Source organism: Acidipila sp. EB88, from assembly GCF_003858395.1.
Lineage (GTDB): Bacteria > Acidobacteriota > Terriglobia > Terriglobales > Acidobacteriaceae > EB88.
On the sequence record NZ_QWEV01000005.1, the window covers coordinates 2,875,899 to 2,889,348 of the forward strand.

Sequence of the window (13,450 nt, forward strand, 5' to 3'; positions counted from 1 at the left end):
CGAGCTATAGCCCCGTCCTGCTCCACCAACGCATAGGGACAGGGGATAGGTCGTCTGCAAACTGCGTGCCCGTTATTTGTAACTGCAGAGTATGCAACTAGATCGCCTGCACCGCTTCCGGCTCCGCCGTCTCTGCCTCAATCCCCAGCGCCGCCGTGATCAATCCCAGGAGGTCATCCTTGCTCCTACCACTTTCGAGGTACTCAGTCACGTCCTTCACACCATGCGGGGCGAAGTCCACCACCTTGTAGGGAATGGAGCGAGTGTCCAAGCTGGCCGCGATCTCATCCCGGTAGTTTGCCCCTGCTTCGTCTGCGTCGGGCATGAGGACTACTGTCTTGCCCTGAAGCTCCGCCGCGAAGTGGTCTTCCCAGGACTGAGCGCCGCCTGATGTTGTGGCGCAAGCCATCTGCCCATTGATGGAGAGTTCCAAATGGTTCACCGTGTCGGCATCCTTCTCGCCTTCGACGCACACCACGTAGCTGGCAAAGTCGAACCGCTCCAGACCATAGAGCATCTTGGGTCCGCCGCCGTCCACCCACCTCTTGCTCATTCTGGATTGCTGCTTGAACACCTTGTCCCCGGTCTTGAGGTCGTTGGGCATGCGGAGGATGCGCTTCTTTGGGTAGCCCTTCCTGTCCATGTAGACGTGCTCCCCAGTCGCCCGGGAGTCTGCCACGCGGGGAACGATCGTTTTTCCCGTCAGCCCGCCTACTCGTTTTGCATACTCTACGGTGTCGTAGTCGCCCAGCTTCAGGACGAGGGTCTTGAGAGTTCCTTTTGCTTCACATCCAAAGCAGTTGAACCGCTGCTTGTCGAAGTCCACTGAGCAGCTAGGATTGCGGTCGGCATGATACGGACAGACCACTTTCCACCCGCCGTTACCCTGCATGACGATCTCATCCATCCCGGGTCGCAGGGACTGCTTGAGTAGCTGCTCCAAGACGGGGCGGGCAAGATTGAAGGAAGTTGCCTTCGTTCTGCCTCTACCATCTGGCTCACGAAAGCTGGAGAGGTCGTCTGCGGGATCTTCGTCCAGTTGTTCGTGGATGGGGGTGCGGGTCCATGGATCGCACAAGGCTATGCTGAGTGACCGTCCATGCTGCTCCACTGACAACAATCCCAGGTTTACCAAGGCTTCCAGTGCCTTGGCGAAAGTCTCCGTGCTTTTGACTCCTGCTAGCTCCCGCAGGTCTCTCGCCTGCACGTCGAACAAGTTCTCCCTCGTTTGGTTCGCCATGAAGCACGCTGCCACGTAGACCATGAGTTCTGAGCTACCGATACGCCGCAGACACCATGGTTCATCCTTGGTCACGAACTCGCTGGGGACTTGAAAGTATCGGATGTCATGCCGGAAGAGCAGGCTCCCTGTCCCGGTGCCATCCAGTGCGGAGCCGTTCTCAGGGTGGAGGATTTGGAAGGCTTGGTTGTCGAACCCCTTGCCCGATGGTTCCTTGATCCTGTTTAGGTATCTGCCCTGTAGCTCCTTCACTCCTTTGGCGACTGGGTTGGTGGTCAGTCCAGTAGTCGCCATGATCTCCAGGTGACTCATCCTCACGAGTACGGGGCCGTCTTCTCGATGGTTTCCTTTTTGCTGCTCTTGAAGAACTGCCATGAGGACTGCCAGAGCAGCGGGTTTTAACTCAAGACGCTTCTCCTGCCCGATGGCTACCGGCATCGCAAGCTTGGGCAAGTCGCCCCACATGTTCTTTCTGGATACTTCGCTCATTGTTGGTTCCTGTTCATAGTTCGGGCAGTTTCGCCCGTGTTGATTTCTTGGGGTATGTCTGGGGTATTGCGCGGCGGATTGGAGGTGGTTCCCTCTGCTTGGAAAGGCCAAGTCAAAGGCAGTACAAGACAAGTTCAAAAGCCAAGTCAAAAGCCAAGTCAAAGGCAAGAACAAGTGCCTACTAACCCCTTAACGTATATGCACTATGTAACTAGCTTTAGAATCAACAGATGGCATTTGGCCCTGTCTCACTTTTTCGACGTTTCGACCAGAATAACATCGAAAAAGTGAGAGTGCCTATACCATCTGGGAGACACCCAGCACGGACGTAATGAGGCAGCTTTTCGGAGGGACTGCTCGGGAGATTGTCAGGAGTTGAAGGCCCTGAGAACATGGCCCATGACTTCGACCCTGCACGCCGCTGGCTGGCTACTTCACGGACTTAATTCAGTGGCAGGCTTGTTTGCCGTCGTGATCGCATTCTCCGCTGCCTCATGCGCCAAGTCGTTGGCTTCCATTAACAAGCACGTCGAGTGCATGCATGAGGATTACGAGTTGGTTCACCACGCACACGATGTCGCGGATCAGAACAGGGAGAGCGATATCGTGCTGTGAGCGTAATCGGGCGCAAAGGGGCCGTCCTGCTCCATGGACAGGTAGAGCAGGGGATAGGGCAGGCGAGTTCTTGCTGGCCCGTTACGGAAGGTCCGATGGGAATGCAGAGTCTGCAAAGGAGCCATGCACTCGATGATATGGTCAGTGCATGAGAACAGCCGTTAAGGCACCACGGGGCGTGTACGAGCATCCTGCAGGGACTGGTATATGGCACATCCACTACTACGACGCCCAGGGCAAGAGGCACCGGGAGAAGATTGGCAAGAAGTCCGACGCCATCAGGATCTATCAATCCCGGAAGGCTGACGCTGCTGTAGGGCGCAAGATGCCCGAACTGAGACGTTCTGCCCGCGTAACGATAAGCGACCTCATAGACCTTGCACTGGCTGCGACCGCGAGCCACAAGGACGCCCAGGGCTACATCAATCGGTCTGCCATCGTCCGTGAGGAGCTAGGGGCAGAGGTGGCAGAGGAAATGACCCCTCAGAAGCTGGACACGTGGCTGAACGGTCTGCAGATGAGAGTCCGTGGCAAGGACAAGGCCCGCAAGGAAGCGCGGAAGGTCTCGAACGGCACCCAAAACAAGTACAGGGCGTTCCTGAGCCTCTGCTACAGAGAGGGACTAGCCAACGGGAAAGTCACGTCAAACCCGGCGAGACTAACCCGGCAGAGGAAGCCGTCTACAGGGCGGGAGCGGTTCCTGTCCCGGGAGGAATATAACCGCCTGCTCCAGGTCATCCAGGAACTACACCCAGACCATGCCCCTGAGTTCATCATCAGCGTGCATACCGGGATGCGACTGTCGGAGCAATTCTCAGTGACTTGGGGGCAGGTAGACCTTGAGCGAAAAACAGTCAGGCTGACGGACACCAAGAACGGATCGAACAGGACAGTTCGCTTGGACTCGGACGCCATAGCTGCCTTCAAGGCTCTGCAGGTCCAGGGACAGAAGGGGACGGAGAAGGTGTGGGGGTATGACACCACCTATTATCGTCCCCGCAAGTGGTTCGTGTCCTGCCTTAAAGAAGCCAAGATCACGGGCTATACGTGGCACTGCAACCGACATACCTTCTGCTCGTGGCTGGCCATGGTCGGTGCGTCCATATCGGACATCATGGCTCTAGCAGGACACAAGACAACAGCCATGGCAGCCCGCTACAGCCACTTGAGCCCAGAGCATACTCTGTCCGTAGTCGAGAGGCTGTCTCTTCCGAGGTGATGCCACACACCTTCAGGCGTCAATTACTGGTGGGCTTGGGCAATATGCCAAGGATCTTGTAGGTCTCAGACTGCATCTTCTTCCCGTCCAAGCTCACTGGCCAGATCAACTTGGCGTTATCACCATGGAAGTCCGTCTCGATTGTGTCTATGACCGGCGTTCGGCAGCTTCTGCGATTGCCGACTGGTCCTGCGTCACGTTCGGCGAATTTGCTTTCGCAATTCACAATCGCTAGGCGTCCATCTGGGAGTTCTAGCGTGAATGTGGCCCCATGAACGGTGAATGATTTGCCCACAGCCACATTGTTGTACACGGCTGAGTAGTTGTAGGAGTCGTCTTTGTCTTGACGGTCAATGATTTTCACTTCTAGTTTTTGGGCAAGAGCAGACGCGGAACAGATGACGAACAAGCTCGCAGCAAACACCCGAATCATAAAGCCTCCAATTAGGGGTCAGTCTACAATCAGCCTCTGACCTTCCCTCTTGTGAGTAGATCTTTGCCCTTACTGGCGCGCAATCAACAGCCATCAAAACAGCCATCTGAGTATCAAGGGCCACCCGCTAAGGTAGCCTTCTGTTGTTAAATCGCTGTTTTTATTTGGCTTATGTGGTGAGCTCGCTGGGGCTCGAACCCAGGACCCATGCATTAAAAGTGCATTGCTCTACCAACTGAGCTACGAGCTCACATCCTCAGGGCCAGTTTCAAAAATACCATGACCTGATGCAGGTGGGCGTCGGCCGGCTTGTGGTGGACGAAAGGCGTGGCGGGCATGCTGGCTGCGCGGTGCTGCTGGTTTGCTGTGGACGTACTGCCGAGGCTGGCGGCCTAGCGCTCGGCGTTGCGGCGGGGTTTGTTCATAGGGACGACCTGGACGGTGGTGTCGCGCATTTCATTGAGGAAGTCGTTGATGACGGAGCCGCGGAGCAGGAGGTCGAGGCGCGAGCGGGCGGCCTGTCCGAAGACGACGTGGGAGATGGATTCGCGCTTGGCGAAGGCGATGAGGGCGTCGCCGACGTGCTTGTCCTCGAGCGTGATGACCTGCGCGCCGAGGCTCTTGGCGAGGCGGCGGTACTCCTCAAGGCGCAGCACGCCGGCGGGGTCACTGTCGGGCTTGTGGCCGCGTGCGCCCTCGACGTAGACGGCGTACCAGTTGGTGGCGAGGCGGCCGGCGATGCGTGCGCCGGTGCGGACGAGGCGTTCGGTGCCGGGGCGGTGCGAGAGGCAGACCATGACCTTTTCAGGCACGGGTGCCTGTTCGAGGCCCTGAGCGCGGCGGTACTCGGAGGCGGCGACGGACACCTGCTCGGCGGTGGTGCGCAGCGCGAGCTCGCGCAGCATGGTGAGGTTGCCCTTGCGGAAGAAGTTGGCCAGCGCCTGATCGACGCGGTCGGCCTTGTAGATCTTGCCTTCGCGCAGGCGGGTGCGGAGTTCGTCGATGGAGACGTCGACATTGACGAGCTCGTCGGCGCGGCGCAGGAACGAGTCAGGGATAGTTTCGCGGATGGTGGTGCGGGCCGAGCGGGCGACGGCGTCGTTGAGGGTTTCCACGTGCTGCACGTTGACGGCGGTCTGGACGTTGATGCCGGCGTCGAGCAGTTCGAGCACGTCTTCGTAGCGCTTGCGGTTGCGCGAGCCGGGCACGTTGGTGTGCGGCAGCTCGTCAATCAGCACGGTGTGCGGCCGACGCGCCAGAATGGCGTCGAGATCCATCTCCTCAAGCGTGACGGAGCGGTAATGGATTTGCCGGAGGGGGATGATCTCGAGGTCGTGGATGAGCGCCAGGGTGTCGCGGCGGCCGTGGGCCTCGATGAAGCCGATGACGATGTCGGTGCCGGACGCCTTGAGCTGATGCGCGTGCTCAAGCATGGTGTAGGTCTTGCCGACGCCGGGCGCGGCACCGATGTAGACGCGCAGGCGGGCGGCCCGTGGCGGCAGCGCGAGGGGCTGGGGCTCAGGGAGTGGCGTTGTTGGCGGCGGGGGCTGAAGCGGATTGGGAGAGTCAGGCACGGTCAGCCGGCCTCGACGGGGTGGCGAAGGGCAATGTTGGTGGCGACCGGCAGCGTGAAGGTGAAGGTGGTGCCCGTCCCCAGCTGGCTTACAACGGAGATCTGGCCGCCCTGCGACTCGACCAGGCGACGCACCAGCGCCAGGCCGAGGCCGGTGCCTTCGGACGAGCCCGAGGTGAAGCGGCCGAAGATCATGTTGAGGCGCTCGGGTTCGATGCCGCGGCCGGTGTCTTCGATGCGGAAGTGGACGACCCGCTTGGACTCGGTGGCAGCGAGCCGGATGTAACCGCCACTGGGGGTGTTGCGAATGGCGTTGGAAAGGAGGTTTTCAAAGATGGAGCGCAGGGCGCGTCGGTCGGCTTCAACGCGCTGCAGGTCGGCGTAGGCCTCGACCTCGATGGAGATGCCGCGGTCGGCGGCGGCAGCGCGCACGTTGCTTTGTGCTTCGCGAAGGACATCGATGGGGCGCAAGGGTTCAAGGCGCAGAGAGCGGCGGCCGCTGTCGAGTTCGGCGACTGCGAAAAGGTCGGCCATGAGGTCGTCGAGGTGCTCGGCCTCGGTGCGCGCGCCTTCCAGCACGTCGGCCTGCAGGGGACGCAGATCGCCCGCGTAGCCGCGGCCCAGGGCGTGGATGGCAAGGCGGAGTTTCTCGAGCGGGTCGCGCAGCTTCTGCGAGGCCACGGCGAGGAAACCGCTTTTGAAGCGGTCGAGCGCCTGCAGTTCTGTGACGTCCTCAAGCACGGTGACGGCGCCGAGCAGGTGGCCCTCGTTGTCGCGCATGGGTGTGGTGCGGAGGCGGAAATTCTTTTGCGCCTCGCCGATGCGCATGGGGGCCATGGCCGAGTCAGCCTCGCTGTTGACGGTGCGCTGCAGGGTGATGGCGGTCTGGATGGCGCCGAGGATCTGTGCGCCGCCGGGCGTGGAGGTGAGGGCCATGCGGTCCGAGGCGGCGGCACCAAGCAGTTCGCGCGCGGCGTTGTTAACGCGGAGCAGCTGGCCACGACCGTCGGTGACGATCACGGGCTCGAAGATGGACTGCACCACGGCATCGGAAAGCTGCAGCTCCATTTCGCGGCGACCGCTCTCGGTTTCGCGCAGGTCGCGCAGGCGGATGGCGAGCCGGTTGAACTCGGTAGCGAGGGTGCCGAGCTCATCGGAGCGAGACCAGACGATGCGCTGCTGGAGGTCGCCCTGGCCCATACGGCGCGCGGTGCGTGCGGCGGCCCGCAGCGGCTGCATGGTGAAGAAGAGCATGCCCACCAGAATGCACAGCGCGGTGAGGATGGACGCGGCGCAGGCGCCGATCAGGCGTGCGGAAAGTGTCTCGCGGCGCAGGGCGAGGTCGTTGAGCAGGGCGGCGCGGCGATCGAGCATGGTGCGCAGATGCGAGGAGAGCGCCTCGTCGATCGGCTCCAGTTCGCGTGCGGACAGGGTGCGCGCTTCTGCCGTCGGCGGGGTGTGATGCAGACGCAGCAGCACGCGATGGTGTTGCGCGATCTCGCGATCAATTTCGATCGGGGCGCCGCTATCGGCGCCCGGGGTGCTGCGGAGGTCGGCGAGCGCGATGCGCGCGTTGAGCAGGCGATCTTCAGCGCGTTCGCCCTGGTCGCGGATCTCGCTTTCCTGCGGCGTGGCTGCGGGATTGGTGGAGTGACTGGTGATGCCCTGCGGGTCGGCCAGGTGCAGCAGCGAGCGTTCCACCAGGATCTGCTCGCGGGCCAGCGAAGCCTGGGCGGCGGCGAGACCGGATACAGCGTGGTCGATGGCCTTCTGCTCCTGTGCAAGAGCACTGAGCGAGACAAAGGTGCCGCGCACGAGGAAGCTGAGCCCTGTGACCAGAGCCAGAAGAAGAAGCCCTCCCAGGAGCAATCGTTGAAAGAGACTCAGCATGCGTCGTGTGTGCCTTGAGGGTAGAGGCTGCCGGGCCAGGATGCAAGGCGGCGGCTAACAAGAGCTGCGACCTAGTCGAGGTGGCAGACGGCTACGGACTGGTTGTGAAAGGGACAGTGAAGGCCGGGAGCCTGGCGCGGATCGACCAGCGCCCAGCGGGCGGGAGTGGTTTGCGCGAGGCGGAGAAACTGTTGCGTGGTCCAGGTGGTCCAGCCGAGCTGGTGGTTGTGCTGGTCGAGCCAGGTGGCCGCGAGCTGTGGCACCTGGGTGACCACGGCCGCGTCTTTCTGGTCATCGGCGAGCGAGGAGCGCTCGGCCAGCGCGCGGAAGGAGTGGTTGTCCTCACCGGGTTGTGAGAGGTAGTGGGGGTCCAGGGCGAACACGGCGTTCTCGGGGGTGTTGCGCTTTACCCAGGCAAAAGCCTGGAGCCACGGGTTGGCCGGCGCGGCCCAGGGAAGCTCGAGGTTGGTGGTGGCGGGATAGCGCATGCGTTGTGCCGCCCCGTTGGCAGCGGCCAGCGGCAGAAACACAAGCAGCCAGCGAGCCACATGCGCGCGCAGGAAGTACTGGCCGAGGGCCGAGCCGGCCAGCAGCGCCATGAAGAGAAAGGTGAGGTGCAGATAGCGCATGGGCTGCAGGGGCCACAACCGCAGGAACCGCGGGGGACCGACCATGGCGAGGGCGATCGCCAGCTGCACGATGCTGAAGAGTGTCGCCGTGGCTGCCAGCTGATAGAAGGCAGGATTGCTGCGCGCGCGGCCAAGGCGAGCCAGCACGAAGAGCAGGAAGGGCGGAGCCACCGCGCCCAGCCACTCATACCACTGCCAGCGGCCCAGCATGTAGTAGGAGTGTTGTGCGAGGGCTGTACGCCAGGCGGGGCTTGCCGGGGTAAAGAGCCAGCTGCCAGGCAAGGCCACAAAGCGACTGCTGGCCATTGGCGAAGGCATGGGCTGCGCGGAAGGAGTGCATTGGCGCACCAGCAGGAAGAGCACGCAGAAGGACAGTCCGAACGCCCCCATGATGGGGTGAAACAGGATCGCGCACAGCAGCAGCAGCGTGGCCGTGCGGTACCTTCTGCGCTGCAGCGCAGCGACCGCGAACAGGATGCCGTCGGTGGCGATGAGGCGAGGATGCAGGTGCTCGTCCGCGAGATAGATCGCGGTGCCTGCCACCGAGATCGTCAGGATGCAGGCAATAGACAGGATGCCGGCAAAGCGTGCGCGCCAGCTCTCGAAGCAGAAAGCGACGATCTGCCAGCAGGCCGCAAACAGCAGGGCCAGGAAGCCGAGCTGGAGAGCCAGGCAGGCATACGCCACGGGCAGATGGGTGGTATGGATGAAAGCGGCGACGAACTTGTCAAACACCGATGCTTGCAGTTGCAGCGTAATGAACGGCGCGTTGACGGGATAGAGCGAGGGTTGGAGCCGGCGCTTGATGGCGCTGAGATAGATGGCGTCATCTTCCGCGCCGGGGTGATAGCCCTGCAGCACAAATGCGAACAGTGTGACCGAGACGACAGAGCAGAGGGTGCGAACTTGGGGCTTCAAAAAAGAGGGTCCTTCGGTCATGCAGGCAGGAGGAGCGGCGCAGCGGCGCGCGCCTGCGAGGTGGTTTGCCGGTTGAAACCACCATCGCGGATCCGGAGCAGGCACCTAGCCGGAGTGGAATGCCGTTGCCGCGCGGCAGAAAGCATGAGGGATTGGCGGCGGATTCGCTAGCCGCGCTGGTAACGAGCCAGCACATCCTCAAGCGTCACCATGCCTTCGAGGGTGCCCTTGCTGGCCCGGTTGCTGATGGGGAGCAAGGGCCAGCGGGAGAGGTGGCGCAGTGCCGAGTCGAGCGGCAGATCCGGGAAGAGCAGCGGCGTGCGCTCGGCGGGTAAGGCCTTTTGCAGCGTGGTGCTTTCCGGGGTGATCTGCACCAGCATGGCAAGCTCAAACGCCTGCAGGACATAGCAGCTGCCGTCCTGCATCTGCACCACCATGGCGCGCTCCTCGGGATTGAGCGAGAGCTGGTTGACGGCGGCCGTGAGCGACTCGGTGCTGCGCAGCAGCGGCACGCGCAGGGGGGTGAGCGCGTCTTCAAGGTGCAGCCCGACTTCTTCGCGCTGCTCTTCCATGGAGGGCAGGTCGAGGCCGTCCTGGTGGGTGAAGAGCTCGAAGATGGCGGTGGGCTGCAGCGAGCGCGCGATGAGGTAGGCGATGGTGTTGGCGAGAATCACGGGCAGGATGATGGAGTAGTTGCCGCTGGTCTCGAGCACCATGAATACCGAGGTGAGTGGTGCGCGCAGAAACGCGGCGAAAAACACGCCCATGCCGACCAGCGCGTAGGAACCGACGGCGCCGGAAGCGTGGGGCAGGAGCATGTGTTCGACCGTGCCGACCGCCGCGCCGAGCATGGTGCCGATGAAGAGAGCGGGCGCGAACATGCCGCCCGGGGTGCCGCTTGAAAAGGACAGCGTGGTCGCGATCATCTTGAAGGCGACCAGCGCGGCCAGGACCTGCCAGGTGAACTGACCGTGCAGTGCCTGGTCCATAACCTCGTAGCCGGGGCCCATGACCTGCGGGAAGCCGAAGTAGCCGATGCAGCCAACCAGCAGCCCGGCGATGGCGGGCTGAAAGAGCTGGGCGTTGGGCGACATGGCGCGGAGGCGGGGCCGCAGGGTGGAGAGCGCCTTGGCAAACACAAAGGCGGACAGGCCGCCGATGACGCCCAGCGCGGCATAGGCCGTGAGCTCGCGCGGGTCGCGCAGCGTGACGGTGGGAATGCGGAACATGGGGGCCGAACCCCAGAAGATGCGGGCAACGGAGACGCTGGCGATGGCTGCGAGCACGACCGAGCCGAGCACGGCGGCCGACCAGTAGCCGATGACCTCTTCAATGACGAACAGGATGGCGGAGATGGGCGCGTTGAACGCGGCGGCCAGGCCGGCGGCGGCACCGATGGGCGCAAACAGGCGAAGGGACTGGCGGGAAAGGCGGAGCTTGCGGGCGACGATGGAAGCGACGCCGGCGCCAATCTGGAGGGAAGGGTCCTCGGGCCCGAGCGAGTGGCCGGAGCCGATGGCAATGGCGGAAGTGATGAACTTGCCGATCACGGTCTTGAACGAGATGAAGCCGTTGTAGATGTAGAGCGCGGCCTTGGTCTGGTTGACGCCGGAGCCACGCGCACCGGGGAAGACCCAGCGCACGAGTGCCGCGACGAAGAGACCGGCACAGGCGGGCACGATGATGAGGCGAGGCTCGTGCGCGTGGGGCGCGGAGCCGAGCAGGATGGTCTGGACCCACTCGATGGCGACGCGGAACGAGACCACGAGGAGCCCGGAGAGCACGCCGATAAAGATCGAGAGCACGAGGAAGAGGCGTTCCTCACGCTTGGGGGCGATGCGCTGCAGGTCTACATCCTGCGAGCCGGTGGGGCTGTTTTGAATCCGCTCCTGGTCGCCCGGGCTGATGGGGATGGTCGTGGGTGCGTCCTTCACAAAGTTCAGGGGCGTCATGGCTGGGAGCCTTCAGTCTGCGGCGGGGCTTCGGCGATGCGGGTCCACAGTGCGTTGTCGCCGGTGGGCGCGCCGCAGGTTCCGGAGGGGTCAGCCGTGGCCCGCTCGGTGTCGAGGACGAGCTCGAGTGTTTTTTGCGCGAACACGGGGTCGGCGGCAAGCTGGCGCTGCAGTGGGGTACCGGTAGCCAGGGCGCTCCAGCGGTCGGCGAGCGCCGACAGTGGATCGGGCGGCGTGATGGAAGGTGGCGCCGTGGGCGGGACGCCTGCAGGTGGCTGCGGAGGCTTGCGGGCCAGCGGATTGAGGCTGCTGATGTGCTCGCCGAGGGAGGTGAGCAGTTGGGTGCGGGACTGTCTGGCGGCAGGGTTGCCACCCTGCGCGTCCGGCTGGGCTGCCGCCTGGCCGCCGGGCTGGATCAGAGGCTGCGGCTCGCAGGCCAGGAGCCGTGCCTGCGCGGTGGTGGCTGCCCGGGCGATGCGCCGGGCCCGTTCCGCCATGGGCAGGTTGAGCGAGGGGTAGAGTTCGGCGATCTGGGTGGCGACCTGCAACTCAGACTGAACGGCAGCCCGTGCGGGTGCGGGCTGATGGGCGAAGCTCGGCTCGCCGACGGCTTGCTGCAACAGGGTGCGCGCATCGCTGAAGCGGCCGAGTGCTGCCGCCGCATGCGCCTGGCCCTCGAGCGATTGCAGGCGGGTCGCCTTGTGCGAAGCAGCCTTGCGATACACGTCGAGCGCATCGGCCGGGTCGTCGGCCTGCTCCAGAAGCTGCCCGATCTGTAATTGCAGGGGCAGGTTGTCGGGGCCATTGCCGGAGGTGATCAGCAGCAGGCTGCGGGCTTCGGCAAAGCGATTGAGCGCGATGAGATAGCGGGCGAGCTCCATGCGCAGCTCGCGGCGGCGGATAAAGGCATCGCCGTTCCAGGTGCCATCGATGGCGAGCTGGTAGTGGTCCACCGCTGCCTGGGCGTTGTTCTGGCGGATGGCGAGCCGTGCGAGCTGGAGATTGATGGCGCCGCTGCCGGGCTCCTGCTCGAGCAGGGTGGTGAAGTAGGACTGGGCTTCCTGGGTGCGGCCGGAGGCGGCAAGCGCTGTGGCGAGGTCGATCTGCAGGGTGCGGTCGTCGGGGGAGTAGGCCAGCGCAGAGCGGAGGTCGTTCACGGCGACGTCAGGCCGGTTGGCGGACATGGCTGCCTCGCCGCGGATGCGCCAGCGGGTTTCCAGTGTTCCGCGGTGGGCCATGAAGGAGTGAAACAGGCCGTAGGTGACAAACGAAAGAGCGACCACGATGCCAAACAGTGTGCACAGAGCAGCGCTGTCATGAAGAAGCAGCTTGTGCTTCTCGCGTCGTTCCAGAGGAGAGAGTCTTGGTTGTTGCTGCAGCACTTGGATTCCCGCCTCCTTTTACTTTAAACGCGGCCCAGGGGCGGCATGTTTCCTAAACCGCCGCGCCCGAGCTCCATGCGTAATGCGTGCGCTTTGGAGCAGCGCCGCGGGCGGCGACTGCGGACGCTCGCGGCGCATCCTAACGGCATTTGGACGGGCCGTGCAGCGGAGCGGCAGGGAGCAGCGATGGCGTCGACAGTTTGGAAGGGATACATCTCGTTCGGGCTCATCTCGGTGCCGATCCGCATGTACGTGGCGGCGCGTGAAGAGCATATCGGCTTCAACCAGATTCACAAGAGCTGCGGCACGCGGATCAAGCAGCAGTTGTACTGCCCGACGGATGAGCGGGTGGTGGAGCGCAACGAGATCGAGAAGGGCTACCCGACGGGCGATGGCGGGTATGTGCTGATCTCGCAGAACGAGCTGAAGTCGCTCGAGGCGGAGTCGTCGGAGACCATGGCGATCCAGCAGTTTGTGGAGCTGGACGAGGTGGACCCGATTTACTACGAGACCTCGTATTACACGGTGGCCGAAGAGCCGGGGCGGCGAGCGTATGCGCTGATGCTGCAGGCGATGGGCAAGCTGAAGCTGGGCGCGATTGCGAAGCTGACGCTGCACCAGAGGGAGCAGGTGGTAATCATCCGCCCGTATGAGCATGGTTTGATCCTGCACACGCTGTACTACCCGGAGGAGGTTCGGGAGATCCCAGAGTTTGGCGACCAGGCGCCGCTGGAGCTGCAGGAGGCGGAGATCAAGCTGGCGGAGCAGTTTATGGGCTCGCTGCGCGCGCCGTTTCACCCGGACGCGTTCCACAACACGTACCAGGAGAAGGTGGAGCAGTTGATCGAGAGCAAGGGTGCCGGGGAAGAGGGGCCGGAACCGGAGAAGAAGAAAAAGCCGATGGCGCCGGTGATCAACCTGATGGATGCGTTAAGGGCGAGCCTAGCGAAGAAGGAAGCTTCCGGCGCGAGTGCGCCTGCTGCGGAGGTGCCGGCTGCGAAGACCGCGGCGGCGAAGAAGGCTGCGCCGGCGGCGAAGCGGCGGAAGACCGGGTGAGGGTTTTCAGGTAGGTGGGGCTGGCTTTGGTGAGCCCACGTCGCAAACGCGCGA

General features: G+C 63.2%; 9 protein-coding genes and 1 tRNA gene. 2 read left to right on the plus strand and 8 right to left on the minus strand.

All coding sequences use genetic code 11. From position 1 onward, the window contains the following. Positions 1 to 97: 97 nt before the first annotated feature. Positions 98 to 1,729: a CHC2 zinc finger domain-containing protein gene (locus D1Y84_RS12510; RefSeq protein WP_124848998.1), complete on the minus strand. Its 1,632-nt coding sequence runs from the start codon at positions 1,727 to 1,729 to the stop codon at positions 98 to 100. A 763-nt stretch (positions 1,730 to 2,492) separates the two neighbouring features. Here D1Y84_RS12510 and D1Y84_RS12520 point away from each other — a divergent pair. Further along, a complete protein-coding gene (locus D1Y84_RS12520; protein ID WP_124849000.1) occupies positions 2,493 to 3,563 on the plus strand; it encodes a site-specific integrase in 1,071 nt (356 codons plus the stop codon). Between the two features lie 19 nt (positions 3,564 to 3,582). On the opposite strand, the gene D1Y84_RS12525 is transcribed toward D1Y84_RS12520, so the two are convergent. The 7 genes from D1Y84_RS12525 to D1Y84_RS12555 all read right to left on the minus strand — a co-directional run bounded on the left by D1Y84_RS12525 (position 3,583) and on the right by D1Y84_RS12555 (position 12,340). Continuing rightward, positions 3,583 to 3,996, minus strand: a complete 414-nt coding sequence (locus D1Y84_RS12525) for a hypothetical protein (protein WP_124849001.1) — start codon at positions 3,994 to 3,996, stop codon at positions 3,583 to 3,585. A 174-nt stretch (positions 3,997 to 4,170) separates the two neighbouring features. Continuing rightward, a tRNA-Lys gene (locus D1Y84_RS12530) sits at positions 4,171 to 4,246 on the minus strand. Positions 4,247 to 4,388: 142 nt separating this feature from the next. After that, a complete protein-coding gene (locus D1Y84_RS12535) occupies positions 4,389 to 5,570 on the minus strand; it encodes a universal stress protein (protein ID WP_233581380.1) in 1,182 nt (393 codons plus the stop codon). A 2-nt stretch (positions 5,571 to 5,572) separates the two neighbouring features. After that, positions 5,573 to 7,459, minus strand: coding sequence for an ATP-binding protein (locus D1Y84_RS12540; RefSeq protein ID WP_233581381.1), 1,887 nt, complete (start codon positions 7,457 to 7,459; stop codon positions 5,573 to 5,575). Between the two features lie 71 nt (positions 7,460 to 7,530). Next, the gene (locus D1Y84_RS12545) at positions 7,531 to 9,006 is read right to left on the minus strand and encodes a DUF6798 domain-containing protein (protein ID WP_124849003.1); all 1,476 of its coding nucleotides are present in this window, start codon (positions 9,004 to 9,006) and stop codon (positions 7,531 to 7,533) included. A gap of 167 nt (positions 9,007 to 9,173) precedes the next feature. Beyond that, the gene (locus tag D1Y84_RS12550) at positions 9,174 to 10,958 is read right to left on the minus strand and encodes a chloride channel protein (protein ID WP_124849004.1); all 1,785 of its coding nucleotides are present in this window, start codon (positions 10,956 to 10,958) and stop codon (positions 9,174 to 9,176) included. Beyond that, complete coding sequence (locus D1Y84_RS12555) at positions 10,955 to 12,340, minus strand: lipopolysaccharide assembly protein LapB (RefSeq protein WP_124849005.1); 1,386 nt, start codon at positions 12,338 to 12,340, stop codon at positions 10,955 to 10,957. Before D1Y84_RS12555 ends, D1Y84_RS12550 begins: the two co-directional genes overlap by 4 nt. A gap of 186 nt (positions 12,341 to 12,526) precedes the next feature. Between D1Y84_RS12555 and D1Y84_RS12560 the strand changes: the two genes are divergently transcribed. Next, a complete protein-coding gene (locus tag D1Y84_RS12560) occupies positions 12,527 to 13,396 on the plus strand; it encodes a Ku protein (RefSeq protein WP_124849006.1) in 870 nt (289 codons plus the stop codon). Positions 13,397 to 13,450 lie beyond the last annotated feature (54 nt).